This window comes from Streptomyces sp. JK94, from assembly GCF_053613315.1.
Genome location: NZ_JBSICH010000007.1, coordinates 184,913 through 211,094, shown reverse-complemented (window position 1 = coordinate 211,094; position 26,182 = coordinate 184,913). Strand labels below are relative to the sequence as shown.

At 69.2% G+C, this 26,182-nt stretch carries 22 protein-coding genes; 10 read left to right on the top strand and 12 right to left on the bottom strand.

From position 1 onward, the window contains the following. Nucleotides 1–8 precede the first annotated feature (8 nt). Nucleotides 9–2,441, bottom strand: coding sequence for a DUF6049 family protein (locus ACVV2G_RS07560; protein WP_453841810.1), 2,433 nt, complete (start codon nucleotides 2,439–2,441; stop codon nucleotides 9–11). A 224-nt stretch (nucleotides 2,442–2,665) separates the two neighbouring features. Here ACVV2G_RS07560 and ACVV2G_RS07555 point away from each other — a divergent pair, with 224 nt between their 5' ends. Continuing rightward, on the top strand, nucleotides 2,666–4,315 hold the full coding sequence (locus ACVV2G_RS07555) for a CCA tRNA nucleotidyltransferase (RefSeq protein WP_453841809.1): 1,650 nt from the start codon (nucleotides 2,666–2,668) through the stop codon (nucleotides 4,313–4,315). Here ACVV2G_RS07555 and ACVV2G_RS07550 read toward each other — a convergent pair. The 4 genes from ACVV2G_RS07550 to ACVV2G_RS07535 all read right to left on the bottom strand — a co-directional run bounded on the left by ACVV2G_RS07550 (nucleotide 4,215) and on the right by ACVV2G_RS07535 (nucleotide 7,990). Then, nucleotides 4,215–4,721 (bottom strand): LppU/SCO3897 family protein, encoded by a 507-nt coding sequence (locus ACVV2G_RS07550; RefSeq protein ID WP_453841808.1) that lies wholly within the window; start codon nucleotides 4,719–4,721, stop codon nucleotides 4,215–4,217. The two genes, ACVV2G_RS07555 and ACVV2G_RS07550, sit on opposite strands and share 101 nt — an antisense overlap. Nucleotides 4,722–4,844: 123 nt before the next feature. Further along, the gene (locus tag ACVV2G_RS07545) at nucleotides 4,845–6,107 is read right to left on the bottom strand and encodes an MFS transporter (RefSeq protein ID WP_453841807.1); all 1,263 of its coding nucleotides are present in this window, start codon (nucleotides 6,105–6,107) and stop codon (nucleotides 4,845–4,847) included. 78 nt (nucleotides 6,108–6,185) lie between these two features. Then, on the bottom strand, nucleotides 6,186–7,268 hold the full coding sequence (locus tag ACVV2G_RS07540; RefSeq protein WP_453841806.1) for an inositol-3-phosphate synthase: 1,083 nt from the start codon (nucleotides 7,266–7,268) through the stop codon (nucleotides 6,186–6,188). Between the two features lie 44 nt (nucleotides 7,269–7,312). Then, entirely contained in the window at nucleotides 7,313–7,990 is a 678-nt protein-coding gene (locus ACVV2G_RS07535; RefSeq protein ID WP_453841805.1) for a PadR family transcriptional regulator, read from the bottom strand. Nucleotides 7,991–8,658: 668 nt separating this feature from the next. On the opposite strand from ACVV2G_RS07535, the gene ACVV2G_RS07530 reads away from it, so the two are divergent. Then, nucleotides 8,659–11,037 carry a transglycosylase domain-containing protein gene (locus tag ACVV2G_RS07530; protein WP_453841804.1) on the top strand — a complete coding sequence of 793 codons (2,379 nt, stop codon included), beginning with the start codon at nucleotides 8,659–8,661 and terminating at the stop codon, nucleotides 11,035–11,037. A gap of 120 nt (nucleotides 11,038–11,157) precedes the next feature. Continuing rightward, entirely contained in the window at nucleotides 11,158–12,666 is a 1,509-nt protein-coding gene (locus ACVV2G_RS07525; protein WP_453841803.1) for a glycosyltransferase family 87 protein, read from the top strand. A gap of 109 nt (nucleotides 12,667–12,775) precedes the next feature. Here ACVV2G_RS07525 and ACVV2G_RS07520 read toward each other — a convergent pair whose 3' ends face one another. The 3 genes from ACVV2G_RS07520 to ACVV2G_RS07510 form a co-directional block, all read right to left on the bottom strand. Beyond that, nucleotides 12,776–13,807 carry an alanine racemase gene (locus ACVV2G_RS07520; RefSeq protein ID WP_453841802.1) on the bottom strand — a complete coding sequence of 344 codons (1,032 nt, stop codon included), beginning with the start codon at nucleotides 13,805–13,807 and terminating at the stop codon, nucleotides 12,776–12,778. A gap of 61 nt (nucleotides 13,808–13,868) precedes the next feature. Continuing rightward, nucleotides 13,869–14,990 carry a peptidoglycan bridge formation glycyltransferase FemX gene (gene femX, locus ACVV2G_RS07515; RefSeq protein WP_453841801.1) on the bottom strand — a complete coding sequence of 374 codons (1,122 nt, stop codon included), beginning with the start codon at nucleotides 14,988–14,990 and terminating at the stop codon, nucleotides 13,869–13,871. A gap of 148 nt (nucleotides 14,991–15,138) precedes the next feature. Beyond that, nucleotides 15,139–15,444 (bottom strand): hypothetical protein, encoded by a 306-nt coding sequence (locus ACVV2G_RS07510; RefSeq protein ID WP_453841800.1) that lies wholly within the window; start codon nucleotides 15,442–15,444, stop codon nucleotides 15,139–15,141. Between the two features lie 277 nt (nucleotides 15,445–15,721). Between ACVV2G_RS07510 and rpsF the strand changes: the two genes are divergently transcribed. The 4 genes from rpsF to rplI all read left to right on the top strand — a co-directional run bounded on the left by rpsF (nucleotide 15,722) and on the right by rplI (nucleotide 17,439). Continuing rightward, the gene (gene rpsF, locus ACVV2G_RS07505) at nucleotides 15,722–16,012 is read left to right on the top strand and encodes a 30S ribosomal protein S6 (RefSeq protein ID WP_453841799.1); all 291 of its coding nucleotides are present in this window, start codon (nucleotides 15,722–15,724) and stop codon (nucleotides 16,010–16,012) included. A gap of 77 nt (nucleotides 16,013–16,089) precedes the next feature. Further along, entirely contained in the window at nucleotides 16,090–16,695 is a 606-nt protein-coding gene (locus tag ACVV2G_RS07500; RefSeq protein ID WP_453841798.1) for a single-stranded DNA-binding protein, read from the top strand. 42 nt (nucleotides 16,696–16,737) lie between these two features. Further along, on the top strand, nucleotides 16,738–16,974 hold the full coding sequence (rpsR, locus tag ACVV2G_RS07495; RefSeq protein WP_003949403.1) for a 30S ribosomal protein S18: 237 nt from the start codon (nucleotides 16,738–16,740) through the stop codon (nucleotides 16,972–16,974). A gap of 18 nt (nucleotides 16,975–16,992) precedes the next feature. Continuing rightward, on the top strand, nucleotides 16,993–17,439 hold the full coding sequence (gene rplI, locus ACVV2G_RS07490) for a 50S ribosomal protein L9 (protein WP_453841797.1): 447 nt from the start codon (nucleotides 16,993–16,995) through the stop codon (nucleotides 17,437–17,439). Nucleotides 17,440–17,713: 274 nt separating this feature from the next. On the opposite strand, the gene ACVV2G_RS07485 is transcribed toward rplI, so the two are convergent. Next, nucleotides 17,714–19,051 (bottom strand): MATE family efflux transporter, encoded by a 1,338-nt coding sequence (locus ACVV2G_RS07485; RefSeq protein ID WP_453841796.1) that lies wholly within the window; start codon nucleotides 19,049–19,051, stop codon nucleotides 17,714–17,716. A 459-nt stretch (nucleotides 19,052–19,510) separates the two neighbouring features. Between ACVV2G_RS07485 and dnaB the strand changes: the two genes are divergently transcribed. Continuing rightward, nucleotides 19,511–20,989 (top strand): replicative DNA helicase, encoded by a 1,479-nt coding sequence (dnaB, locus tag ACVV2G_RS07480; protein WP_453841795.1) that lies wholly within the window; start codon nucleotides 19,511–19,513, stop codon nucleotides 20,987–20,989. A 265-nt stretch (nucleotides 20,990–21,254) separates the two neighbouring features. On the opposite strand, the gene ACVV2G_RS07475 is transcribed toward dnaB, so the two are convergent. The 3 genes from ACVV2G_RS07475 to ACVV2G_RS07465 form a co-directional block, all read right to left on the bottom strand. Then, entirely contained in the window at nucleotides 21,255–21,833 is a 579-nt protein-coding gene (locus ACVV2G_RS07475; protein WP_453841794.1) for a TetR/AcrR family transcriptional regulator, read from the bottom strand. Between the two features lie 165 nt (nucleotides 21,834–21,998). Further along, nucleotides 21,999–23,390, bottom strand: a complete 1,392-nt coding sequence (locus tag ACVV2G_RS07470; protein ID WP_453841793.1) for an amidase — start codon at nucleotides 23,388–23,390, stop codon at nucleotides 21,999–22,001. Beyond that, on the bottom strand, nucleotides 23,377–23,586 hold the full coding sequence (locus tag ACVV2G_RS07465) for a hypothetical protein (protein WP_453841792.1): 210 nt from the start codon (nucleotides 23,584–23,586) through the stop codon (nucleotides 23,377–23,379). The genes ACVV2G_RS07470 and ACVV2G_RS07465 overlap by 14 nt, the downstream gene beginning before the upstream one ends. Nucleotides 23,587–23,713: 127 nt before the next feature. Here ACVV2G_RS07465 and ACVV2G_RS07460 point away from each other — a divergent pair, with 127 nt between their 5' ends. Continuing rightward, the gene (locus ACVV2G_RS07460; protein WP_453841791.1) at nucleotides 23,714–25,012 is read left to right on the top strand and encodes an MFS transporter; all 1,299 of its coding nucleotides are present in this window, start codon (nucleotides 23,714–23,716) and stop codon (nucleotides 25,010–25,012) included. A gap of 24 nt (nucleotides 25,013–25,036) precedes the next feature. After that, complete coding sequence (locus tag ACVV2G_RS07455) at nucleotides 25,037–25,939, top strand: MBL fold metallo-hydrolase (RefSeq protein WP_453841790.1); 903 nt, start codon at nucleotides 25,037–25,039, stop codon at nucleotides 25,937–25,939. Nucleotides 25,940–26,182 lie beyond the last annotated feature (243 nt).

The following is a 26,182-nucleotide window of genomic DNA, read 5'->3' as shown; positions in this document are numbered from 1 at the left end:
CGACATCCTCAACGGTCCACTCTCTCACCCGTGCCGGACGGGTCGGCGCTTTCCGCTGCGGTGTCCGGCGTCGGGTCACTCGGCTGCTCCGGGGCGTCTGTCCGGCGGTGTGCCTCGGACCCCTCCGTGAGACGTCCGTCGGAGCCCTCCGGGTTCTCCGCGCCCTCCCCGGAGCTCTCGGAGACCTCGGAGCCCTCCGACTCGTCCGGCTCCTCCGACTCCTCCGTGCCGTCCGGGACGCTCTTCTCGTCCTCACGGGCCGCGGCGCGCTTGCGCTGCGTGTACATCCGGAAGCCGGCGAGGACGAGCAGCAGGACACCGCCGCCGATGACGAGCATCACGGTAGCCGTGATCTCGGTGACCTTCACGTCGAAGGCGACGGGGGCGCCGTACTTCCGCCCGTCCATCGTGTACAGCTGGGCGATCACCGTCGCCCGGCCGTTGGCGTTGGCCGATGTGGTGAACTTCACCGACTGGCTGTGGCCGCCGGAGACCGAGATCGGCTGCTCCTCGTAGTCGGCGCCGCCGATCTCCAGGCGGGTCGGATTCATCGAGGTGAGCCGCAGGACCAGGGGCCCGACGTCCTGCACCAGGTTGTTCTGCACCGTCACGGGGATCGTGGCACTGCGGCCGGAGAGCTTCGTCTCCGACTTGTCGATCAGTCGCACCCGGCCGGTCAGCCCGTCCAGGTACGACTTCACGCCGGCGCGGAACGAGCCGGCCTCGGCGGCACGGCCTCGCCACGACGCGGACATCTCGCGGTTCAGGGCACGCCCGAAGGGGGTCACCACCCGGGACGGGTCGGACAGGACGACCTTGAAGTTGTCGAGCGCGTCCTGCGTCTGCGCCGTCTCCACAAACGCCGACCTGGGCAGCTCCTTCTCGCGCAGCGCCGAGGGGTAGGAGGAGGTTCCCGGCACCGTCGTGGTGGCGTCCGGGTCCGGCTTGGCCGCGGCGGTCGCGGCCAGCTTCTGGGACTCGGACCAGGTGCCGTCCTGCAGTGCCCGCAGCGCCTCGGCCATCGCACGCGCCTGGCTGCCGGAGGGCGTGCGCTGCGGAGCGAAGACGACGGTGCGCTGCTTGCCGGTCTGGAGGCCCAGCGCCAGGCTCTGGGCGAGGAAGTGCTGCACCGAGAGCGTGGAGGCGGAGGCCTTCGTCAGGTCGCCCTCGAACGCCTTGGACAACCGGGCGTCCGCGACGACCGCCGTCGTGCCACCGCCGATGGGGCGGGCCGCGGAAGGCGTGTACGGCAGGTCGTTGGTCTCCCGGAGGCTGTCGCTGCGGGTGATCACCTTGTCGGCGCCCGCGGAAGTGGCGACCTTGATGATCGACCGGTCGACGGCCCCTTCCACGGGCCAGGCGAAGTCGGTGCTCGGCTTCACCCCGAGGATCGGCGGGACCGTGTTGGAGACGACGTCCGTGGCCTCCTTCAGCTGACTCAGGGAGCCGGTGACGTCCGTGCCGTTGTGGGCCAGGGACGCCAGGTCCGGGTCGGCGAAGGGAAGAGCGACGACCTCCTCGTCGGCCACTGCCTCCCGCAGCTCCGCGAGCCACTGCTTGGCGACCGCCTGGTGAGTGCCGGCGACCGTCCTGTCACCGTCCCGGACGCGGTAGCTGCCCGTCATGGCATCGACCGAGGCCAGCAGGTCGGGGTCGACCACCCAGGTGATGTCGAGGTCCTTGCCCAGCGCCACCATCTGGTTCAGGCGGCCTCCGGGGGAGATCTCCTTGGCCAGGTCGTCGTTGAGGAAGACCGGTGTCTGCTCCTCGTTCGGGCCCGTCTCGGCAGCCATGTGCGTGGTCGAGACGAGCGGCCACAGAGCCGTCGTCTTCGTCCTGGTGCCGGCCTCGTCGGGCTGCCAGGGCAGAAAGGTCCGCTGGATGCCGAGTATCTGCTCCCACGGCTGTGCGGAGGTCTCCCCCGAGAGCGAGACGGCGAACTCGTAGACGCCGTCGTCGCCGAGGTCGAGGTCGTCGACCGGCACGGAGATGTTGAAGTGCTCGGCGACGCCGGGGGTGAGCTTGGAGAACTTCGCGGTGTACTTGTCGTCGATCTCCGGGGCGATGGCGCCCTGCAGGTCCTCACTGTCCTTGGCGATCGCGTCGACGGCCGAGCGGGTGTTGACCTCGGCTCCCAGGCGCAGGCCGACGTGGGCGTCGGTGACCGTCTGCTTGCCGTGGTTGGTGACGGTGCCCGACACGGTCACCGTGTCCCCGGCCGTGGGTGCGGAGGGGGTGAGCGAGTCGACCGCCACGTCCACCGGACCCGTCTCCGCGTCGGCCTTGGCGGAGGACCGCCCGTCGGCGTGCGCCGGGCTCGCGGCCGGCAGGTGCACCAGGCCGGTCAGCAGGGGCGCACCGGCGAGCAGTGCCGTGGTGCGCCGTAGCCACCGGCGGGCAGGTGAGGGACTGGTCCCCTGGAAGTCTGCCGCCTCGGCCACGCGCTCGCCCGTCCCTAGTCGTCGTCAGTGGTCGTCGGAATGTGCGTCCACGCATGGTAACGATGCGCGGTGAGGGGAAGTGCCGCGGTGTACGCCACAAGATCCGCCACCGGACGAGGCTGTCCCGTATGTGCGCCTATAAGGGGAGCGATGCGCGACGGGTGTGTTCGGGCGGGATCAACGGGGGCGCCGGTGTCCTCCCGGGCCACGTACTCTGTTCTGTTGTGCCGAACGCCAACGAAGTCACCCCCAGTGCCCTGAACCAGGAGCAGCACCGAGCGGTGAGGGAACCGCTGCGGGTCGCCCCTGTCGCCGATGATCTCGCCCGCCGTTTCCAGGAGGCCGGGTACTCCCTCGCCCTGGTCGGCGGTTCGGTCCGGGACGCGTTGCTGGGCCGGCTCGGCAACGACCTGGACTTCACGACCGAGGCCCGCCCCCAGGAGGTCCTGAAGATCCTGCGTCCGTGGGCGGACGCCGTCTGGGAGGTCGGGATCGCCTTCGGGACGGTCGGGGCGCAGAAGGACGGCTACCAGATCGAGGTGACCACCTACCGTTCGGAGGCGTACGACCGCACCTCGCGCAAGCCGGAGGTGTCGTACGGCGACTCCATCGAGGAGGATCTGGTCCGGCGTGACTTCACCGTGAACGCCATGGCGCTGGCGCTGCCGGAGTCACGGTTCATCGATCCGCATGGTGGGCTCGACGATCTGGCGGCCCGAGTGCTGCGCACGCCGGGCACCCCCGAGGACTCGTTCTCGGACGACCCGCTGCGCATGATGCGGGCCGCGCGCTTTGCCGCGCAGCTCGACTTCGAGGTGGCGCCGGAGGTCGTGAAGGCCATGAAGGACATGGCCGGGCGCCTCGACATCGTTTCGGCCGAGCGGGTCCGCGACGAGCTGAACAAGCTCGTCCTCTCCGCGCACCCCCGCAAGGGACTCTCCCTGCTGGTCGACACCGGGCTCGCCGAGCACGTCCTGCCCGAACTGCCGGATCTGCGCCTGGAACGGGACGAGCACCACCGGCACAAGGACGTCTACGACCACACGCTCATCGTCCTGGAACAGGCGATGGCGCTGGAGGGCGACGGGCCCGACCTGACCCTCCGCCTGGCCGCTCTGCTGCACGACATCGGCAAGCCCCGCACACGTCGCTTCGAGAAGGACGGACGGGTCTCGTTCCACCACCACGAAGTGGTCGGGGCCAAGATGACGAAGAAGCGCATGACCGCGCTGAAGTACTCCAACGACCTGGTGAAGGACGTCTCACGCCTGGTCGAACTGCACCTGCGCTTCCACGGCTACGGCACGGGTGAGTGGACGGACTCCGCGGTCCGTCGGTACGTCCGGGACGCAGGCCCGCTGCTCGACCGGCTGCACAAGCTGACCCGTTCGGACTGCACGACCCGCAACAAGCGCAAGGCTTCGGCGCTCTCCCGTGCGTATGACGGACTGGAGGAGCGGATCGCGCAGCTTCAGCAGCAGGAGGAGCTGGACGCGATCCGCCCCGACCTGGACGGCAACCAGATCATGGAGATCCTTGGTGTCCGTCCCGGGCCCGCCGTCGGCCAGGCCTACAAGCACCTGCTGGAGCTCCGCCTGGAGAACGGGCCGATGGAGCGCGACGCGGCGGTGGCGGCGCTAAAGGGGGGGGGGGCTAAGAAGGGGGCGGGGGGCGTGCGGTTGTGTTTCATGGAAAACACGACCGCGGTGCTGGCTATGCGAAGAGGCGGTGTTTCACGTGAAACACCGCCCCTTCGTCTCGCGGCAGGTCAGATTAGACGTCGCCGAGGCAGAGCAGGAACTCCGCCCCGTCGCCCGTTTCCGCGTAGAAACCGGTGGCTCCCTCGACCGGTCGGCATGCGGACTCGGCGGTGAGCTGGGTGTAGTGGCCCTTGATCTTCTTGAGGACCTTCGCCTCGGCGTCCGTGGAGGTGCAGTCGACGACCTCCATGCGGTCCGAGGAGGACGAGGCGGACTTCAGGCAGTCGCCCACGCCGGCCTGGTCCGCGTCGTCGCGGCTGGTGATGTAACCACCGACCGCCACGCACACGACGATTACGGCGATGACGATGTTCTTGATCGTCTTGAAGCTCATCCTGCGACGGGCCGGCTGCGGCGGGACCGGAGCGAACGGCGCACCCTGCGGGGGAAAGCCGGGCTGACCGGACTGCTGCGGGAAACCGGGCTGCCCCTGAGCGAAGGGGTTCTGCCCCTGGGGCTGCTGAGGAGCCTGCGGCTGGCCCTGCGCGAACGGATTGCCCTGGGTCGGCGGAGTGGTCACTGGGGGTCCCCCTGGAAACATAGGTGCGTGTCGCGAACATGACGCGAATAAGACGCACGTAAGCTACCGGCCCGCACTGACATCTCCGTAGCCCAGCGGGGCTTCGTGGCACTGATGTGACACTTACTGGCGCTCAAACCAGGCCATAGCCGCCGCAACCCCTCCGTAGATCGACGCGACCGTCACGACCAGCGTCACGGAACGGCCGTCCGGTGGCAGCATCAGGGCGGCCACTCCGGCCGCGCCGACGAAGGCGACGTTGAACAGCACGTCGTAGACGGAGAAGATTCGGCCACGGAAGGCGTCGTCGACCGAGGACTGCACGACCGTGTCGGTCGCGATCTTCGCTCCCTGTGTCGTCAGGCCCAGGACGAACGCCGCGGCGAGCAGCGGCACGGTGGCGAACGGCAGTCCGAGCGCCGGCACCAGTACCGCGGCGGCGCCCGCGCACACGGCCATCCAGCGGCCCGGCCCGAGCCGCCCCGCCGTCCAGGGGGTGATCACCGCGGCCGCGAAGAATCCCGCGCCGGAGACGCCCAGCGCCAGCCCCAGCAGGGCGAGCCCCTCGTCCGGGTCCGTGGTCAGGGCGTAGCGGCACAGCATGAGCAGCATGACCAGCAGGGCGCCGTAGCAGAACCGCATCAGCGTCATGCCCGCGAGGGCCCAGGCCGCTTCCCGGCGCGCGGGGGCGGCGAGGTGACGTACCCCCGCCACCAGGTCGCGGGCGGTACCGGCGAGTGCCGTTGCCAGGTGCGGGGCGACCCGCACGCGGTCGGGCCCCAGCAGTTCGACGGCGATGGTGAGCGACGCCAGCGCCCCGCACACGTACAGGGCTGCCCCGAGCAGGACCACGGCGGCGTCGGAGTCGGCGATCACGAGGCGTACGACGAAGGCGAGGCCGCCGCCGAGCGTCGCGGCGAGGGTGCCGGCGGTCGGGGAGAGCGAGTTGGCGATCACCAGGCGCTCGTCGTCGACCACGCGCGGCAGTGCGGCGGACAGACCCGCGAGGACGAAGCGGTTGACGGCCGTGACGCACAGGGCGGAGACGTAGAAGAGCCAGTCGGGCACGGAGGCGGCCATCAGGACGGCCGTCATCGACGCCAGTACGGCGCGCAGCAGGTTGCCGTACAGGAAGACCTGGCGGCGCCGCCAGCGGTCCAGCAGGACGCCGGCGAAGGGGCCCACCAGGGAGTACGGAAGGAGCAGGACCGCCATCGCCGAGGCGATCGCGGCGGCCGAGGTCTGCTTCTCCGGGGAGAAGACGACGTAGGTGGCGAGCGCGACCTGGTAGACGCCGTCGGCTCCCTGGGAGAGCAGGCGTACGGCGAGCAGGCGCCGGAAACCCTTCAGGCGCAGCAGGACGCGCAGGTCACGGACGACGGCCATGGGGCACAGCCTCACACACGGGAAAGGTCCCCGGGTCATGCGACCCGGGGACCTCCGACGGACCGCAGTCCGTGCTCGTCAGCGCTCGACGTCGCCGGCGATGAACTTCTCGACGTTGGTGCGGGCCTCGTCGTCGAAGTACTGGACCGGCGGGGACTTCATGAAGTAGCTCGACGCCGACAGGATCGGTCCGCCGATGCCGCGGTCCTTGGCGATCTTCGCGGCGCGCAGGGCGTCGATGATCACACCGGCCGAGTTCGGGGAGTCCCAGACCTCGAGCTTGTACTCCAGGTTCAACGGGACGTCACCGAAGGCGCGGCCCTCGAGGCGGACGTAGGCCCACTTGCGGTCGTCCAGCCAGGCCACGTAGTCGGACGGGCCGATGTGGACGTTCTTCTCGCCCATGTCCCGGTCGGGGATCTGGGAGGTGACGGCCTGCGTCTTGGAGATCTTCTTCGACTCGAGGCGGTCGCGCTCGAGCATGTTCTTGAAGTCCATGTTGCCGCCGACGTTCAGCTGCATCGTGCGGTCCAGGATCACGCCCCGGTCCTCGAACAGCTTCGCCATGACGCGGTGCGTGATGGTGGCGCCGACCTGCGACTTGATGTCGTCGCCGACGATCGGGACGCCCGCCTCGGTGAACTTGTCCGCCCACTCCTTGGTGCCGGCGATGAAGACCGGGAGGGCGTTGACGAAGGCGACCTTGGCGTCGATGGCGCACTGGGCGTAGTACTTCGCCGCGTCCTCGGAACCGACGGGCAGGTAGCAGACGAGGACGTCGACCTGCTTGTCCTTGAGGACCTTGACGATGTCGGCCGGCTCCTCGGCGGACTCCTCGATGGTCTCGCGGTAGTACTTGCCGAGACCGTCGAGGGTGTGGCCGCGCTGGACCTGGACGCCGCTGTTCGGCACGTCGCAGATCTTGATGGTGTTGTTCTCGGAGGCGCCGATGGCGTCCGCGAGGTCCAGGCCGACCTTCTTGGCGTCCACGTCGAAGGCGGCGACGAACTCGATGTCACGGACGTGGTAGTCGCCGAACTGGACGTGCATCAGGCCCGGGACCTTGGCCGCCGGGTCGGCGTCCTTGTAGTACTCGACGCCCTGCACCAGCGATGCGGCGCAGTTGCCCACACCGACGATGGCTACGCGAACCGAACCCATTCCGGTTGCTCCCTGTGTGTACGAGTGAGGCCCCGACCGGGCGCTCACGTGGCGGTGTCGCCGGGCGTATCCGGCCGGGGGTCGTCCCCCGGCCGGGGCAGGCCGCCCGTCGCTCCAGATGTCGTGTCCTGTTGAGCGGTCCCCTCCGCGGCGGAACCCCGCAGGTCCCGCCCCGCCCGCTCGCTCTCGATGAGCTCGTTCAGCCAGCGCACCTCGCGCTCCACGGACTCCATTCCGTGGCGCTGGAGCTCAAGCGTGTAGTCGTCGAGGCGTTCCCGGGTGCGCGCCAGGGAGGCGCTCATCTTCTCCAGGCGCTCCTCCAGCCGGCTGCGCCGGCCCTCGAGCACACGCATGCGTACGTCGCGCGACGTCTGCCCGAAGAATGCGAAGCGGGCGGCGAACGTCTCGTCCTCGTACGCGTCCGGGCCGGTCTGGGAGAGGAGCTGCTCGAAGTGCTCCTTGCCGTCGGCCGTCAGCCGGTAGACGATCTTGGCTCGCCGTCCGGTGAGGGAGGCGGCGGTCTCGTCGACGTTCCCCGGTTCCTCGATCAACCAGCCGTTGGCGACCAGCGTCTTGAGGCAGGGGTAGAGCGTCCCGTAGCTGAACGCCCGGAATACGCCCAGTGACGTGTTGAGTCGTTTGCGCAGCTCATAGCCGTGCATCGGGGATTCGCGGAGCAGGCCGAGTACGGCGAACTCGAGGATGCCGGAACGTCGGCTCATCGTCGCCTCCTCTCGCCCTTATGCAGCGCTGATGTATCGACTCGATACATCAGCACGATAGAACGAGCTTCCGCGTGCGACAAGGGGTGGACTGGTGAGCGGGATCACATCAACGTTTCATCGCGAGCAAGTTGCCTGATTTGAGGTGAACTTCGGGGCTCGGGGGTTTTGGCGGTGCGTAGTCTGTGCGCCATGCAGACCACCGGGAACCGAGTGACGCCCGGGGGCGTCCTTGTCCCCGGTGCAGTACGGGTGAATGCGGGAGAGACCGCATCCGTACTTCGGGGGGACCGGAAACCAGCCGCCTTTTCCAGGTGCGCAAGAGGTGCGCCTGCCCGAGGAGTAGTCGTTCGATGAGCGAGCACCGTCGCAAACCGCCGCAGCCGCAGGGAGGCGGACGTGCCGCGGCCCGACGCGGCCAGTCCGGCTCGTCCTCCGGCCGCCGTGCGGCACCGCGGGGCGCCACAGAGTCTCCGTCCGGCTCGTACGGTCCGGACGACGGCGAGGAGCGTCCGTACGGAAGTCGTGCCGAGGCCCGGCGCGCGACACAGCGGAGTGGAGGCGGCCGCCGCAGAGCGGCCGAGCCGGGTCGCGGAGGCCGGCGGACCGCCGCCGTCGGCGCGGGTGGAGCAGCCGGTCGCCGTACGGCTGCGTCCGGCAAGAAGCGGATGATCGATTACCCGCGCTGCGACAAAGACGGGTGGCGTCGCTGGATGCCCTCCTGGAAGCTCGTCTCCGGGCTGTGCGTCGCCTTCTTCGGCACCATGGTGGCCGCCGCCGGCATCGCCTACGCCATGGTGGGCGTACCCGAGCCCGGCAAGGCGGCCACGGCGCAGAACAACGTCTACTACTGGGCCGACGGCAGCCAGATGGTCGCGACGGGCGGCGAGCGCAACCGCCAGAGCGTCGATCTCGCGCAGATCCCCCTGGAGATGCGCAACGCGGTCATCTCCCAGGAGAACAAGACCTTCTACTCCGACAGCGGTATCGACCCCAAGGGCATCGCCCGTGCCGTGTTCAACATGGCCAAGGGTGGCGAGACGCAGGGTGGCTCCACCATCACCCAGCAGTACGTCAAGAACGCGATGCTGAACGACCAGTCGCAGACGATCTCCCGCAAGGTGAAGGAGATCTTCGTATCGATCAAGGTCGGTGCCCAGGAGCCCAAGGACAAGATCCTCGAGGGTTACCTGAACTCCGCGTACTACGGACGCGGCGCCTACGGCATCCAGGCGGCCGCTCGCGCGTACTTCAACGTCGACGCCGTCGACCTCAACCCGGGCCAGTGCGCCTTCCTGTCGGCGGTGCTCAAGGGCGCCACGTACTACGACCCGGCGGGTTCGCCCTCCATCGACCCGGTGAACGCGACCGCTCAGGCCAACACCGAGCGCGCCCAGCGGCAGATGCAGGACACGCTCGACAAGATGGTCGAGTACGAGCACCTGAGCCAGGAGAAGCGGGCTCAGTACACCGAACTCCCCGAGATGCAGAACCCGCAGTCGAACACGCAGCTGGGCGGGCAGATCGGCTACCTCGTCAGGCTGGCCAAGTCCTCCGTGATCAAGAACGCCGGGGTGACGGAGCAGCAGCTGGAGAAGGGCGGCTACTCGATCTACACGACCTTCGACAAGAAGAAGGTCGAGGACCTGGAAGCCGCGGTCCAGAAGGTCTACGAGAAGAACATCGATTCCAAGGAGCGGCCCGAGACGGACACTCACGTCCAGTTCGGCGGGGCGTCCGTCAACCCCGAGACGGGGGCCATCGAGGCCATCTACGGCGGTGAGGACGCGACCAAGCACTTCACCAACAACGCCGACGTGACCGGGGCCCAGGTCGGTTCGACGTTCAAGCCCTTCGTGCTGGCGGCGGCGATGAAGTGGGGTGTGCGTGATCCCGAGGGCGGTGAGGTCCAGGCCCAGGACGAACGCACCCGCGTCTCCCCGAAGAGCCTCTACAGCGGCAAGAACAACCTGAAGATCAACAACTACGACGGGACGATCTGGCAGAACGAGAAGGGTGAGCAGTGGCGTCAGGAGAATGACGGCAAGGAGTCGATCGGCGAGCCGCCGCAGTACAAGATCGACCTCCGGGAGGCCATGCGGCAGTCGGTGAACTCCGCCTTCGTTCAGCTCGGCATGGACGTCGGTCTGGACAAGGTGAAGGAAGCCGCCGTCGACGCGGGGCTGCTGGAGAGCAGCCTGGCGGGGTCCGGCTACCCCTCGTTCTCCATCGGCGTCTCGGATCCGAGCGCCATCCGCATGGCGGGTTCGTACGCCACCTTCGCGGCGAGCGGCGAGCAGCGCGAGCCCTTCTCGGTCACCAAGGTGACGAAGCGCGGCCCGATCTACACGCACAAGGTCGAGACGAAGCAGGCGTTCACCTCACAGGTCGCGGACAACGTCACCGACGTCCTGACGACGGTGGTCGAGGACGGAACCGGCACCAACGCCCAGCTGCCCGGCCGAGAGGTGGCCGGTAAGACGGGTACCACGGACGGCAACAAGTCCGCCTGGTTCGTCGGCTACACGCCGCAGCTGTCGACCGCGATCAGCATGTTCCGCTACCCGGACGACGAGACTCTCAAGGACCGCAAGTTCCTGGAGATGTACGGGACGGGTGGCGAGGAGAAGATCCACGGTGCTTCTTTCCCGTCCGTGATCTGGCAGGACTACATGTCGGAAGCGCTGAAGGGGAAGCCGAAGGCGAAGTTCCCGGAGCCGGAGCCCATCGGCGAGATCATCAACGACACCCCGCCGCCGAGCCCGTCCCCCTCGCCCTCCGAAACGGAGGAGGAGACGAGCCCGTCGCCGTCGCCGTCGCCCAGTGAGAGCAGGACCAGCCCCTCGCCCTCGCCGAGCAGCACCTGCGGCGTCTTTGAGTGGAACTGCGAGGACGGCGACAACGAGGGCAGTGAGAACGCCGGCAACGAGAACGGTGGCACGGAAAGCAGTCCGTCACCCTCGGTGTCGCCCAGCGGCACGGAAGAAGAGGACGACAGCAGAGGCAACCAGACGGGCGGCGGCTTCATCGCGGGCCAGGAGGGCTGACCCCAGAACGTCCCGGATGGGTGTTTCACGTGAAACACCCGCATGTTGCACGTGAAACAGGGGCCGCCGCATCCATTAGGGTGCGGCGGCCCCGGCGTCTTCCCAGGTGTGTACGGCAGGATGTGCCCCATGCCCAGTGCAGAATCGACACCAGCGAGCGTGCGCGACCCGGATCCCGTACAGCCGACCAGTGAGGACACGGTCGCCGCGGCGGGCAGTGAGCTGATCGGCGGTCCCATCGGCCGGCGTGCCCTGCTCGGGGCGTCCTGGTGGACGCCCGTGCGGGTGATCGTGCTCGTGGCGATCGGCATGTTCGCCCTCGGTCTGGTCCAGAAGGCACCGTGCTACAACGGTGCCTGGTTCTTCGGCGCCAGCTCCCAGTACACGCACGCGTGTTACTCGGACATTCCGCACCTCTATCAGGGGCGTGGGTTCGTCGACGGTCTCGTGCCGTACTTCGACAAGCTCCCCGGCGACATGGAGTACCTCGAGTACCCCGTGCTGACCGGCGTGTTCATGGAGGTCGCGTCCTGGCTCACGCCGGGCAGCGGCAGCGTTCAGGACCAGGAACAGTGGTACTGGATGGTCAACGCCGGGCTGCTCATGGCGTGCGCGGCCGTCATCGCCGTCTGTGTGACCCGCACGCACGCCCGGCGTCCATGGGACGGGCTGCTGGTCGCCCTCGCACCCGCCCTCGCGCTGACCGCGACCGTCAACTGGGACCTGCTGGCGGTCGCCCTGACGTCGGCTGCCGTCCTGATGTGGTCGCGGGGGCGTTCGCTGGCTTTCGGCGTGCTGCTGGGCCTGGCCACGGCCGCCAAGCTCTACCCCTTCCTGATCCTCGGCCCGCTGCTCGTCCTGTGCTGGCGCGCGGGCAAGTGGCGCGACTTCGGGAAGGCTCTGGGAGGCGCGGCAGTCGCCTGGCTGGTGGTGAACCTGCCGGTCATGCTCTTCGCTTTCGACGGCTGGTCGAAGTTCTACACGTTCAGCCAGGAACGGGGCGTGGACTTCGGGTCGTTCTGGCTGATCCTGGTCCACAACACCGACAATCCGCCCAGCACCGAGACCGTCAACACACTCGCCACGCTCCTGATGCTGCTGTGCTGCGGAGCCATCGCCGCGCTCACGCTGACCGCTCCCCGACGCCCGCGGTTCGCCCAGCTCGCCTTCCTGATCGTCGCGGCGTTCATCCTCACCAACAAGGTGTACTCACCGCAGTACGTGCTGTGGCTGGTGCCGCTGGCCGCGCTGGCCCGGCCGAAGTGGCGTGACTTCCTGATCTGGCAGGCGTGCGAGGTCGTGTACTTCCTGGGCATCTGGATGTACCTCGCCTACACGACCAGCGGCGATGCCCACAAGGGCTTGCCCACGGACGGCTACCACTGGGCCATCGGCGTGCACCTGGCGGGCACGCTGTTCCTGTGCGTCATGGTCGTGCGCGACATCCTGCTGCCGGACCGGGACCCGGTCCGGCGGACGGGCGACGACGACCCGTCGGGCGGTGTGCTCGACGGGGCGGAAGACGTCTTCCTCCTCGGCCCCGCGGCTCAGTCCCCCCGGCACACCGCCCGTTCCGAGGCTTCCCGAGTGCGGTGGGGGGCGGGACGGCCGACAAGCAGTTCGCCCTGAGCGAACAGGATGGACGCTGGGCCAGCGCCGGGAAGCTCTGCGAAAGGCCGTACACGCTGTTGCGTGTACGGCCTTTCGGCTGCCGTCGGGTGCGCGGCCGGCGCGATGCTCAGCGGTCGAGAATCCGGTCGAACTGCGTGGTGGTGTGCCGCAGATGGGCCACCAGTTCGTCCCCGACCTTCGGCTCCGGCGCGTCCGCGGGCACGAACAGGATGGACACCTGCATGTGCGGCGGCTCCGCGAACCAGCGCTGCTTGCCGCCCCAGACGAACGGGGAGAGGTTGCGGTTCACCGTGGCCAGACCGGCCCGGGCGACGCCCTTGGCGCGGGGCATGACGCCGTGCAGCGCCTTCGGGGCCTCGAGCCCCACCCCGTGCGACGTACCGCCCGCCACGACGACGAGGAAGCCATCCGAGGCCGCCTTCTGCTGTCGGTAGCCGAAGCGATCGCCCTTGGTGACCCGTGTGACGTCCAGGACCGCACCGTGGTACTCGGTGGCGTCGTGGTCCCCCAGCCACAACCGGGTGCCGATCCGGGCGCGGAAGCGGGTCTGCGGGAACTGCTGCTGGAGCCGCGCGAGTTCGTCCGCCTTGAGGTGGCTGACGAACATCGTGTGCAGTGGCAGCCGGGCCGCGCGCAGCCGGTCCATCCAGCCGATGACCTCCTCGACGGCGTCCGAGCCGTCGGTGCGGTCCAGCGGCAGATGGATGGCGAAGCCCTCCAGCCGGACGTTCTCTATGGCGGCGTGCAACTGCGGCAGGTCCTGCTCGCTGACGCCGTGACGCTTCATCGAGGACATCACCTCGATGACCACGCGCGCGCCCACGAGGCCGTACACGCCGTCGATGGACGACACCGAGCGCACGACCCGGTCGGGCAGCGGAACGGGCTCCTCGCCGCGCCGGTACGGCGTCAGGACCAGCAGGTCGCCACCGAAGAAGTCCTTGATCCGGGCGGCCTCGTACGTCGTGCCGACGGCCAGCACGTCCGAGCCCAGCCGCGTGGCCTCCTCCGCCAGCCGCTCGTGCCCGAAGCCGTAGCCGTTGCCCTTGCAGACCGGGACCAGTCCGGGGAACTGCTCCTGCACGTGCTTGTGGTGCGCCCGCCAGCGCGCGGTGTCGACGTAGAGGGTGAGCGCCATGGCCGGACCTGGGACCTTTCTCGTGGCTGTCAGAGGTGCGGGATAGGGATGAGCAGGGGGTTCAGCGGCGCGACATGTACATGTCCAACGCCTTGTGGAGCAGCTTGTTCAGCGGGAAGTCCCACTCGCCGAGGTACTCGGCCGCCTGCCCGCCGGTGCCGACCTTGAACTGGATCAGACCGAAGAGGTGGTCGCTCTCGTCCAGCGAGTCGGAGATGCCGCGCAGGTCGTAGACGGTGGCGCCCAGGGCGTAGGCGTCGCGGAGCATGGCCCACTGCATCGCGTTCGAGGGCCGGACCTCGCGGCCGATGTTGTCGGAGGCGCCGTACGAGTACCAGACGTGTCCGCCGACCACCAGCATGGTCGCCGCCGACAGGTTCACCCCGTTGTGCCGGGCGAAGTACAGCCGCATGCGGTTGGGGTCCTCGTTGTTGAGGGCCGCCCACATGCGCTGGAAGTACGACAGCGGGCGCGGCCGGAAGTGGTCGCGCACGGCCGTGATCTCGTACAGGCGCTGCCATTCCTCGAGATCGTGGTAGCCGCCCTGGACGACCTCGACACCGGCCTTCTCGGCCTTCTTGATGTTCCGGCGCCAGAGCTGGTTGAAGTTCTTGTGGACCTCTTCCAGCGAGCGGTTGGCAAGCGGCACCTGGAAGACGTAGCGGGGCTGCACGTCGCCGAACCCGGCGCCGCCGTCCTCGCCCTGCTGCCAGCCCATGCGCCGCAGCTTGTCGGCGACCTCGAAGGCGCGCGGCTCGATGTGGTCGGCCTCGATGTCGCGCAGGCGCTTGACGTCGGGATCCTGGATGCCCTTCTTGATGGAGACGGCGTCCCAGCGGCGGATGATCACCGGCGGTCCCATCTTCACCGAGAAGGCGCCCTGCTGCTTGAGGTGCGCCAGCATCGGCTCCATCCAGTCCTGCAGGTTCGGTGCGAACCAGTTGATGACCGGGCCCTCGGGGAGGTAGGCGAGGTAGCGCTTGATCTTGGGAAGCTGCCGGTAGAGGACGAGGCCCGCGCCGACCAGCTCACCGGTCCGGTCGTCGAACCAGCCGAGGTTCTCCGAGCGCCATTCAGCCTTCACGTCCGCCCATGCCGGGACCTGCATGTGACTCGCCGCCGGCAGGCTCTGGATGTAGGCCAGATGCTGCTCGCGGCTGATGGTCCTCAGGGTCAGGCTCATTCGGGGCGCTCCTCGGGCTGGTGTGTCCCCATGGGTACAGGGGCTCCGGCTCTCGCGCGAAGCCTACTGCGCCCTGTGAGCGCCCCGTTCGGCGTACGGGGGGAAGGTGGGCGGAAGGGGTGGCCGGCGGATGGGCGGGCGCCGGGGCTCAGCCGAAGAGCCCGCCGTGGTTGATGCCGAAGAACAGCCCGAGCGCGCAGGCGCCCAGCCCCACCACCAGGCCGAAGCGTTCACGCGTGGTCACGGAGATGAACTGGCCGTATCCGCCGGTCAGGACACCCAGCAGACCTGCCCAGGAGGTCAGGATGTGGAGGCCGCGGAAGCCCGCGGTGGCCAGGGCCAGCACGCCCAGCACCAGGGTCACGGCCAGCAGCGTGTCCTGGAGGGGGTGCGGTTTGCCGTCGGTGGCCAGCAATCCGGTACGGGGCTTGGGGGACCGCGTGATCTGTGCCATGGGGAACCTCCTGCCGAAGGCAGTGTGTCTTCGCCCTTCACGACCGCTGAGTACCGATTGTGTCCCCTCGCAGCCGGATTTCAACCGCAGGCGGATGGCCGGGTACTCTGTACCTTCTGCACTGGTGTCTGCTGCCGGCCACGGCCGGGTCGCCTCTCCGGAGGAGGCCCGATTGTCAGTGGGTCCTGCTTTACTCGCTGATGCCGGTGCCAACGCATCGCAACCCTCCTGCCACGGAACGACCGTGGCCGCTGAGTCCGAAGGAGGTGGGTTCCACATGCGTCACTACGAGGTGATGGTCATCCTCGACCCCGATCTCGAGGAGCGTTCTGTCTCCCCGCTGATCGAGAACTTCCTCTCTGTCGTCCGTGACGGCGGCGGAAAGGTCGAGAAGGTCGACACCTGGGGCCGTCGTCGTCTCTCGTACGAGATCAACAAGAAGCCCGAGGGCATCTACTCGGTCATCGACCTGCAGGCCGAGCCTGCGGTCGTCAAGGAGCTCGACCGCCAGATGAACCTGAACGAGTCGGTCCTCCGGACCAAGGTCCTCCGTCCCGAGATGCACTGAGCCTTCCCGCTCAGTCGATCCCGGGATCCGAGTAGCAGCACAAGCAGCCAGCAGCAAACCCGCCGAGAGGTTCCCCCATGGCAGGCGAGACCGTCATCACGGTCGTCGGCAATCTTGTCGACGACCCCGAGCTGCGCTTCACCCCGTCCGGTGCGGCCGTCGCGAAGTTCCGTGTCGCGTCGACCCCCCGCACCTTCGACCGCCAGACGAACGAGTGGAAGGACGGCGAAAGCCTCTTCCTCACCTGCTCGGTCTGGCGCCAGGCGGCGGAGAACGTCGCCGAGTCGCTCCAGCGAGGCATGCGCGTCATCGTGCAGGGCCGGCTGAAGCAGCGGTCCTACGAGGACCGTGAGGGCGTCAAGCGCACGGTCTACGAGCTGGACGTCGACGAGGTCGGTGCCAGCCTGCGCAGCGCCACGGCCAAGGTCACCAAGACCTCGGGCCAGGGCCGCGGCGGCCAGGGCGGTTACGGCGGCGGTGGCGGCCAGGGTGGCGGCGGCTGGGGCGGCGGCCCCGGCGGCGGCCAGCAGGGCGGCGGCGCGCCGGCCGACGACCCCTGGGCGACCGGCGCTCCCGCCGGTGGCCAGCAGGGCGGTGGCGGCCAGGGTGGCGGCGGCTGGGGCGGCGGCCCCGGCGGCGGCTCCGGCGGCGGTGGCGGCTACTCGGACGAGCCCCCCTTCTAGGCGGGCTCCCTCCACACTTCTTGATCACACAGGAGAGACATCATGGCTAAGCCGCCTGTGCGCAAGCCGAAGAAGAAGGTCTGCGCATTCTGCAAGGACAAGGTCACGTACGTGGACTACAAGGACACGAACATGCTGCGGAAGTTCATTTCCGACCGCGGCAAGATCCGTGCCCGCCGCGTGACCGGCAACTGCACCCAGCACCAGCGTGACGTCGCCACGGCCGTGAAGAACAGCCGTGAGATGGCGCTGCTGCCCTACACCTCCACCGCGCGATAAGGGAAGGGTGACCGACCAATGAAGATCATCCTCACCCACGAGGTCTCCGGCCTCGGTGCCGCGGGCGACGTCGTCGACGTCAAGGACGGTTACGCTCGCAACTACCTGATCCCGCGGAAGTTCGCCATCCGCTGGACCAAGGGCGGCGAGAAGGACGTCGAGCAGATCCGTCGCGCTCGCAAGATCCACGAGATCCAGACCATCGAGCAGGCCAACCAGGTCAAGGGCCGGCTCGAGGGCGTGAAGGTCCGCCTGGCCGTCCGCTCCGGCGACGCCGGTCGTCTCTTCGGTTCCGTCACCCCGGCCGACGTCGCTTCGGCGATCAAGGCCGCCGGTGGTCCCGATGTCGACAAGCGTCGTATCGAGCTGGGCGCGCCGATCAAGACGCTGGGCGCTCACGAGACGTCCGTGCGTCTGCACCCCGAGGTTGCCGCCAAGGTCAGCATCGAGGTCGTCGCGGCCTGAGCTCTGCTCTCGCCGAAGCGATGAGATGGGGCCGTACCTCCCGCCCGGGGGTACGGCCCCATCTTTCATGGTCACGTTCTACTGACTCCATGGCCCAAGGGACCCGACCCTGAGGCCGGGGGCCCAGTGCCCGGGACTCAGGGGCGAGGCTTTCAGGGCTCCAGGGCTCCAGGGCTCCAGCGCTCCAGGGCTCCAGGGCTCCAGCGCTGCGGGGCTTTCACCCTCGTCCTCCTGGCTGCGCCTCACGTGAAACGACGTGTTTCACGTGAAACGGTCAGCGCGTCGCACCCGTGACGACCCACCGTCCCGATCGTGTGCGCAGCCACAAGGTCACCAGGCGTACCGTCATCATCAGCGTCATGGCAGCCCACAGGGCGGTGAGTCCTCCTCCGAGTGCCGGAACGAGGAGTGCTGCGGGAGTGAAGACCGCCAGGGTCAGCAGCATCGCTCCAGCGAGATACGGACCGTCGCCCGCGCCCATGAGAACACCGTCCAGGACGTAGACCACCCCGCAGATGGGCTGCGAGGCGGCCACGATCAGGAGAGCGGGCAGGGCCGTGTTCGTCACCGCGGAATCGCCGGTGAACAAGGGCAGGAAGACCGGACGAGACAGCACCACGAGCACACCGAGTACGACGCCGACCGCGACGCCCCACTCGATCATCCTGCGGCAGGCGGCGCGAGCCCCCTGGGCGTCACCGGCTCCCAGATAACGTCCGATGATGGCCTGCCCGGCGATGGCGATGGCGTCGAGGGCGAAGGCGAGCAGACTCCACAGGGACAGGATGATCTGGTGGGCCGCGATGTCGGCGTCGCCGAGGCGAGCCGCCACGGCCGTGGTGATCATGAGAATCGCCCGCAGCGAAAGGGTGCGCACGAGCAGTGGCACCCCGGCCTGAGCGGAGGCCTTGATCCCGGCGACATCCGGGCGCAGCGACGCACCGTGCCGGCGGGCTCCGCGGACCACCACCCACAGGTACACCGCGGCCATGCCGCACTGGGCGATGACGGTGCCCCAGGCGGAGCCCGCGATGCCGAGGCCGACGCCGTAGACGAGAGCGACGTTGAGGAGGGCGTTGGCGATGAAACCGGCGATGGCCACGTAGAGCGGGGTCCGGGTGTTCTGCAGACCCCGCAGGACACCGGTTGCGGCCAGCACGACGAGCATGGCCGGGATGCCGAGGGCGGAGATCCGCAGGTAGGTGATGGCGTGCGGTGCCGCGGTGTCGGAGGCGCCGAAGAGTTCCACGAGGGAGGGGGCGGTGGGCAGCACGACGGCGATGACGGCGGCGCCGAGCAGCAGAGCCAGCCAGATGCCGTCCATGCCCTGGCGAATCGCCGATGGCAGGTCACCCGCGCCGACGCGGCGGGACACAGCCGCCGTGGTGGCGTAGGCGAGGAAGACGAAGACGCTGACGGCTGTGGTGAGCAGCGCCGACGCGATGCCGAGACCGGCCAGTTGTGCGGTGCCGAGATGGCCGACGATCGCGCTGTCGGCCATGACGAACAAGGGCTCGGCGACGAGCGCACCGAAGGCCGGGACGGCCAGAGCGATGATCTCGCGGTCGTGCCGACGCCGGACGGTCCGGGAACGCGCGGAAGCCTGTGTCATGAGCACCAATCTAATCGTCCACAGGTAAGAGATGTAAAGCTTTTGTGACCCTTACCTCTGGTCTCGCCGTGTGTGCTTCCGAGTACGGTTCGGAGCGATCTTGGTCCGACGGGGAAAGTTTTTCTTCTGCACAGGGCGTGGACGACGAAGCCGCAGATCAGAGGTGCTCTCAAGGGGGAGGCGAGGGCTTGTTCACAGGGCTGTCCACCGGGTCGTGCACAGGTTTCGACCACTTCTCCACAGCATCTGGCCCGTCGTCCACATGACCTGTGGATAACCAGATTGGCTGACGGTGCCCGCAGGCCTACGGTGGTCCGGCGCCCGCTCCGACCGCCGGCTTGTGAACCATCACAAAACCGACGCGCCAGAACCGGAGTTGGGCGTCTTATTTGTCAGTGCCGTGCCGTAGAAATGAGGAGCACGGCGAGGTCCGCTCGGCGGACGGGAGGAGGTGGCTCGGTGAGCATTTCCGAGCCCTTGGACGACCCGTGGGCCGACAGCGGTCCCAGTGATCGTCTGCCCGCTTCCCGCCGCCGCGGTGACGGGGGACGCAGCCGCGACGACCAGCACGAGCGCGGCCCGGACAACGCCGCGTGGGACGGTGGTGGAGCGTCCTTCGAGCGGGTGCCCCCGCAGGACCTGGACGCCGAGCAGTCCGTCCTCGGCGGCATGCTGCTCTCCAAGGACGCCATCGCCGACGTCGTCGAGATCCTCAAGGGCCACGACTTCTACAAGCCGGCCCACGAGACGGTCTACCAGGCGATCCTCGACGTCTACGCCAAGGGTGAGCCGGCCGACCCCATCACGATCGCCGCCGAACTCACCAAGCGCGGCGAGATCAACAAGGTCGGCGGTGCCTCCTATCTGCACACCCTCGTCCAGACCGTGCCGACGGCGGCGAACGCCGCGTACTACGCCGAGATCGTGCACGAGCGGGCCGTTCTGCGCCGCCTGGTGGAGGCAGGTACGCGGATCACCCAGATGGGATACGCGGCCGACGACGACGTCGACGAGATCGTCAACCGCGCTCAGGCGGAGATCTACGCCGTCACCGAGCAGCGCACCAGTGAGGACTATCTGCCGCTCGGCGACATCATGGAAGGTGCGCTCGACGAGATCGAGGCGATCGGGTCGCGCAGTGGCGAGATGACCGGTGTGCCCACGGGGTTCACGGACTTCGACTCGTTGACCAACGGCCTGCACCCCGGTCAGATGGTCGTCATCGCCGCGCGCCCCGCCATGGGCAAGTCGACGCTCGCGCTGGACTTCGCGCGGGCCGCCTCGATCAAGAACAACCTGCCGAGTGTCATCTTCTCGCTAGAAATGGGGCGCAACGAGATCGCCATGCGTCTGCTGTCCGCCGAGGCGCGCGTCGCGCTGCACCACATGCGTTCCGGCACCATGACGGACGACGACTGGACCCGCCTGGCTCGCCGGATGCCGGACGTCTCGGCCGCCCCGCTCTACATCGACGACTCCCCCAACCTGTCGATGATGGAGATCCGCGCCAAATGCCGCCGCCTCAAGCAGCGCAACGACCTCAAACTGGTCGTCATCGACTACCTCCAGCTGATGCAGTCCGGCGGCTCCAAGCGTGCCGAGAGCCGTCAGCAGGAGGTCTCGGACATGTCCCGAAACCTCAAGCTGCTGGCCAAGGAGCTGGAGGTTCCGGTTATCGCGCTCTCCCAGCTGAACCGTGGTCCCGAGCAGCGCACCGACAAGAAGCCGATGGTCTCCGACCTGCGTGAGTCCGGGTCGATCGAGCAGGATGCCGACATGGTCATCCTGCTGCACCGCGAAGACGCCTACGAGAAGGAATCGCCGCGTGCGGGCGAGGCCGACCTGATCGTGGCCAAGCACCGCAACGGCCCCACGGCGACGATCACCGTTGCCTTCCAGGGCCACTACTCGCGTTTTGTGGACATGGCACAGACCTGATGTCGCCGCGCGGACACATCGGCTCGACTGTGGGTTTCCATTTCCTGGAACTCCTGGTCCCCGGCGGAGTCGAACACCCCATGCGGCTCACCAGCCCCGGCGAGAAGCCCGTGGCCGCCACGGCGCCGTATACCGGCCGGTTCGGTGAGCCCCACGGCCCTCGTCACCGGCCGAAGGCCCTCGCCTCGCCCGAGCTGCGATGGCCCGCGGGCATGAGCAACGGTGAATCTGGGCGGTCTCCAGTGCGGGCCGCGAGGAATGTGGATCAAGGGAGGGGGGGTTCTTCGCCCGCGTCGAGCAGCTCGGTCACGAGCCGACGGGCGTACGCGGCGTCGAGTCCGGCCGGGCGGAAGAGGATGCGGTACATCATGGGGGCGACCACGCGGTCCATCGCCGTCTCGACGTCGGGAGTGTCCTCCTCGCGGCCGATCGCGCGGGCCAGTATGACGTCGACCTGTTCGGCCGCGTAGGCCGAGCACTGACCGGCGTTGCCGCCGTCCGGGTCGCCGAGCAGCGCGTCACGGATGTAGGCGCGGCCGGAGGGGGACGACATCTCGTCGAGGAACTGTTCGGCCCAGGCCGTCAGGTCGGACAGCAGGTCGCCGTGGCTCTCCGGCGCGGTGTCGGGCCGCAGGCGCTCCACCGCGACGTCCGACAGCAACTCCTGAAGGTCGCCCCAGCGGCGGTAGATCGTCGAGGGGGTGACTCCGGCGCGCTGGGCGACCAGCGGGACGGTCACCGCGTCGCGGCCCCGCTCCGACAGGAGCTCGCGGACAGCGGCGTGCACCGAAGCCTGGACCCGCGCACTGCGCCCGCCGGGGCGCACCATCGGCTTACGACTCATGACTCCACCTTAAAGCACAGCTATTGCGTTTAAGGGGAGCGTGCCTGTCCGACGGCCGCGCCAGGGCCCCTCGCCGGTCTCCTCGCCGCGGACATCCGGTCCTGACCCCGACCGGAGCCGAGCGGCATATGTGCGGGCCGGAACCGTCCGGCCCGCACACCGCTCTCAGGCGGTCGGCGCGAGCGATCGGGCGGGTCGCGTCCGCTCGTAGGCGTGGCCCACTCGCAGCAGCTGCCGCTCGCCGAAGGGCCGTCCGAGCAGCTGCATGCCGATCGGCAGGCCCGCCGTGTCGTGGCCCACCGGGACGGACAGAGCGGGCACTCCGGTGATGTTGGCCGGGGAGGACAGACGCACGTAGGCGTCGGAGACGGCCTCGGTCGAGCCGTCGGACCAGGTGACGCTCTCCTGACCGGCCTTCACCGCGGTCATCGGGACCGCCGGGGCGGCGATCACGTCGACCTTCTCCAGAATGCGGGCCCATTCCTCCTGCATGAGCGTCCGGGAGCGCTGGGCACGCAGATAGTCGCCCGCGCCCATCAGCTCACCGGCTTCCAGGAGGATGCGGACGTCCGCCTGGTACAGCTCGGGGACCGTACGCAGGGTGCCCTCGTGGTAGGCGGTGGCCTCCGGCACCATCAGCCCCCACTGGGTGGCCTGGATGTACCGGGTCATCGGGATGTCGATCTCGACGAGACGGGCGCCGAGCGTCTCCAGCTGCGCGATGCCCTGGCGGACGGCGGTCTCCACCTCCGCGTCGACATGGTCGAAGTAGTAATTGCGCGGCACCCCGACGCGCACGCCCGCCAGGTCCGGCTTCCGTTCCGGCCGGTGGTCGACGGCGGGGGTGTCCAGCGAGGCGGGGTCACGCGGGTCGTGCCCGGCGAGGACGGTCAGGACCAGGGCCGCGTCCTCGACGGTGCGGGTGACCGGGCCGACGTGGTCCAGCGACCAGGACAGCGACGTGACGCCGTGGCGCGGCACCAGCCCGTAGGTCGGCTTGAGGCCGACGACTCCGTTCAGCGCGGCGGGAACCCGGATCGACCCGCCGGTGTCGGTGCCGAGGGCGAAGGTCGCCGCCCCGGCCGCCACCGCGACGGCGGACCCGCCACTGGAGCCTCCCGCGACCCGGCCGCGGTCCCAGGCGTTGCCCGTCTGCGGGGTGGTCAGGCCGTAGGCGAACTCGTGGGTGTGGGTCTTGCCGACCAGGACGGAGCCTGCGGCCCGCAGCCGGGCGGCGACCGTGCTGTCGGCGGCGGCGCGGTGGCCGGCCCGGACCCGGGAACTGGCGCTGGTGGGCGAACCGGCGACGTCGATCAGGTCCTTGAGCCCGGCCGGGACGCCGTGCAGCGGCCCCCGGAACACGCCGCGGGCCGCTTCCTGCTCGGCCTTCCGCGCCGCGCCGCGGGCCTGCTCAGCGGTGACCGCGACGTACGCCTCGACGTGCGGGTCCACTTGGCCGATGCGGTCGAGGACCGAGTCCACCAGCTCGACGGGGGACAGTCGGCGGGCCCTGATCTGCTGCGCGGCGCCGGCGAGGGTCAGCTCATACGGCTGCATCGTGCTTCTCCTCTCCGGCGCGGTAGGCGCCGGCGGGCGGGGTGTCCCCGAAGTCCAGCCCACGCAGGACCGCGACGACGGAGTGGATGTGGTTGGCGGTGGCGGCGACCGCGGCGTGGCGGTCGTCGGGCAGCGGAAGTCCGGCACGGGCGGCCCAGCGGGCTGCCTCGGGCGGCGTGATTTCAACGGAGGGCACAGGTTTCTCCTGATCAGGGGCGCGGCAACGAAGCACTACACCACAAAAGCTAAGGGTTTGCTTTAACCCGACCGTAGGCCCTACGGTCGGGTTAAAGCAAATGCATTGCGTTTACGGAAGGAGTCCCATGCCCGGCGTCATCTCCGACGTACAAGCGGTGGCCGACGCACCCGCGATCTCCGACGCACCCGCGCACATCGCTCACCAGGCCACCCGCGCCCGTACGAAGAGGCGCACGGCTTCCTTCGCCCTCGACGTGTCGATACTCGCGGCCCTGCTGGCCGCGTCCAGCGCTCCGACCCCGCTCTACCCTCTCTACCAGGACCAGTGGGGCCTTTCCGCGCTCGCCGTCACCGTGGTCTTCAGCGCGTATGCCCTGGCCCTGTTGCTGGCCCTGCTCACCACCGGAGCGCTCTCCGACCACCTGGGGCGACGCCCCGTCCTGGCAGGCGCCCTGCTCATGGCGGCCGCCTCCACGGTCCTCCTGGCCGCAGCGGACGGCGCGGGCTCCCTGACCATCGCCCGGGTCCTGCAAGGAGCGGCCACCGGTGCGGCCACCAGCGCCGCGGGCGCGGCGCTCCTCGACCTGGAAAACCCCCGGCGCCCGGGCCGGTCCGCCCTGGCCAACAGCGTCACCCCGGCCGCCGGCATGGCCGCCGGCGTGCTCGTCTCCACCCTGCTCGTCCGTTTCGCCCCCGCCCCCACCGTCACCGTCTACGTACTGCTGGCGGTGGTGTTCCTTGCCCAGGCGATCGCGGCCACCTTCGCCACGGAGACAGCACACCGCCACGCGGGAGCGCTGCGGTCGCTGCGCCCGCGGGTCGGCGTCCCGCCCCCGGCCCGCCGCACCCTGCCGGCCGTGGGCGCCGCTGTCGGCACCGTCTGGGCGCTGGGCGGCTTCTACTCCTGCCTCGGCCCGGCCCTCGTACGCCTGGTGGCCCCCGACGCCCCGCAAGCAGCCCGCGGCATGGTCTTCTTCACCCTCAGTGCCACCGCCGCGCTCACCGTGTGGGCGCTGCGGCGCAGACCGCCCCGCGCCGCGGCGATCGGCGGCTGCGTGTCCGTCCTGCCCGCCGCGGCCCTGACCCTGAGCGGTCTGCACGGCGCCGGGCTGCCCGCCGTCCACGGCGGCGCGGTGCTGGCCGGCATCGCCTTCGGCGCCGTTTCCCAGGGGGCGCTGCGTATGCTCCTCGCCTCGCTCGACGAGCGGGACCGCGCCGCGACACTGGCCGCCTACTACATCCTCAGCTACCTCTCCATGAGCCTGCCCGCCGTCGCCGCGGGCGCCGCCACCCAGCACTACGGGCTGGGGACCACCTCGCACGCCTACGCCATCACCGCCGCTCTCCTCGCCCTGACGGCCCTGGCGGCACTCACCGCGTCACGACGTGGAGCGGCCCGCCCCGTAGCCGACCGCCTCCGCTGAAGAGAACAAAGGAAACGACACACCATGCACACCTCCCCCGCCGCCACCCCCATCCCCTCCTGGACCGTGGGCGGCGTCACCGTCCACCGCATCGACGAAGTCGCCCTGCCGCCCGCGACCGGACCCTGGCTGCTGCCCGACGCCACCCCTGAGGTGGTGACCGCCCAGGCCTGGCTGCACCCCCACTTCGCCGGCCAGGACGGGATTCTGCACATCGACAGCCACAGCTTCGCGTTCGTCGTGCACGGGCTGCGCGTTCTCGTCGACACCGGCATCGGCAACGGCAAGGCGCGGGCCAACCCTGCCTGGCACAACCTGCGGACCGACTTCCTGGAGCGCCTCACCGCCGCCGGTTTCCCCCCGGACTCCGTCGACCTGGTGATCCTCACTCACCTGCACGCCGATCACGTCGGCTGGAACACACGGCAGGTGAACGGCGAATGGGTCCCCACCTTCCCCAACGCCCGCTACCTCACCTCCCGCGCCGAGCGGGAGTTCTGGGCAACGTACGACATGGAGGAGGCACGCGAACAGATGTTCCGCGACTCCGTGATCCCGGTCGAACAGGCTGGTCTGCTGAGCACGGTCGACGTCCCGCACAAGGGGGCCGAGATCGCCCCCGGCCTGCGCTTGATCCCGACTCCCGGCCACACCCCCGGCCACGTCGCCGTGGAACTGGCCGGCCAGGGTGAGACGGCGCTGATCTCCGGCGACTGCATCCACCACCCCGTCCAGCTCGCCCACCCCGTCATCGGCGCCTGCGTCGACATCGACCCGCAGCAGTCCGAGGCCACCCGCCGCAAGCTGCTCGGCTCCCTCGCCGGCACGGACACCCTCCTCCTCGGCACCCACTTCGCACCGCCCACCGCCGGCCGCGTGGTCGCCCACGGGGACGCCTACCGGCTGGAGCCCGTCCCCGCTTCCTGATGCCGTTGCCACGCCGTCTCGGTCACCGCAGGTACGGTCCAGGCCCCTCGGACCCCACCAGGGCCCCTCCTCTCGCATTCGCCGCCGAGGTCGAACACGCCAGGGACAAGTACGCGAAGGGCGAATACCAGCACGGCGCACGCGAAGAGCAGCCCTCTTACGTACGGGGGGATACCCGGCTCGAGTCGATGGGCTTCCCGCGTTGGAGTCGTCCCCGGCGGGGATCGAATCGGACGACGCTGA

What these genes read in the sequence shown, in the direction of transcription:
- rpsF (WP_453841799.1), top strand. Translation starts at nt 15,722, where the DNA reads ATGCGTCACTACGAGGTGATGGTCATCCTCGACCCCGATCTCGAGGAG.
- femX (WP_453841801.1), bottom strand. Translation starts at nt 14,990, where the DNA reads ATGAGCCTGACCCTGAGGACCATCAGCCGCGAGCAGCATCTGGCCTAC.
- ACVV2G_RS07470 (WP_453841793.1), bottom strand. Translation starts at nt 23,390, where the DNA reads ATGCAGCCGTATGAGCTGACCCTCGCCGGCGCCGCGCAGCAGATCAGG.
- ACVV2G_RS07530 (WP_453841804.1), top strand. Translation starts at nt 8,659, where the DNA reads ATGATCGATTACCCGCGCTGCGACAAAGACGGGTGGCGTCGCTGGATG.
- ACVV2G_RS07525 (WP_453841803.1), top strand. Translation starts at nt 11,158, where the DNA reads ATGTGCCCCATGCCCAGTGCAGAATCGACACCAGCGAGCGTGCGCGAC.
- ACVV2G_RS07510 (WP_453841800.1), bottom strand. Translation starts at nt 15,444, where the DNA reads ATGGCACAGATCACGCGGTCCCCCAAGCCCCGTACCGGATTGCTGGCC.
- ACVV2G_RS07540 (WP_453841806.1), bottom strand. Translation starts at nt 7,268, where the DNA reads ATGGGTTCGGTTCGCGTAGCCATCGTCGGTGTGGGCAACTGCGCCGCA.
- ACVV2G_RS07460 (WP_453841791.1), top strand. Translation starts at nt 23,714, where the DNA reads ATGCCCGGCGTCATCTCCGACGTACAAGCGGTGGCCGACGCACCCGCG.
- rpsR (WP_003949403.1), top strand. Translation starts at nt 16,738, where the DNA reads ATGGCTAAGCCGCCTGTGCGCAAGCCGAAGAAGAAGGTCTGCGCATTC.
- ACVV2G_RS07485 (WP_453841796.1), bottom strand. Translation starts at nt 19,051, where the DNA reads ATGACACAGGCTTCCGCGCGTTCCCGGACCGTCCGGCGTCGGCACGAC.
- ACVV2G_RS07455 (WP_453841790.1), top strand. Translation starts at nt 25,037, where the DNA reads ATGCACACCTCCCCCGCCGCCACCCCCATCCCCTCCTGGACCGTGGGC.
- rplI (WP_453841797.1), top strand. Translation starts at nt 16,993, where the DNA reads ATGAAGATCATCCTCACCCACGAGGTCTCCGGCCTCGGTGCCGCGGGC.
- ACVV2G_RS07520 (WP_453841802.1), bottom strand. Translation starts at nt 13,807, where the DNA reads ATGGCGCTCACCCTCTACGTCGACACCGCGCGCTGGCGGGCGCACCAC.
- ACVV2G_RS07475 (WP_453841794.1), bottom strand. Translation starts at nt 21,833, where the DNA reads ATGAGTCGTAAGCCGATGGTGCGCCCCGGCGGGCGCAGTGCGCGGGTC.
- ACVV2G_RS07535 (WP_453841805.1), bottom strand. Translation starts at nt 7,990, where the DNA reads ATGAGCCGACGTTCCGGCATCCTCGAGTTCGCCGTACTCGGCCTGCTC.
- ACVV2G_RS07545 (WP_453841807.1), bottom strand. Translation starts at nt 6,107, where the DNA reads ATGGCCGTCGTCCGTGACCTGCGCGTCCTGCTGCGCCTGAAGGGTTTC.
- ACVV2G_RS07500 (WP_453841798.1), top strand. Translation starts at nt 16,090, where the DNA reads ATGGCAGGCGAGACCGTCATCACGGTCGTCGGCAATCTTGTCGACGAC.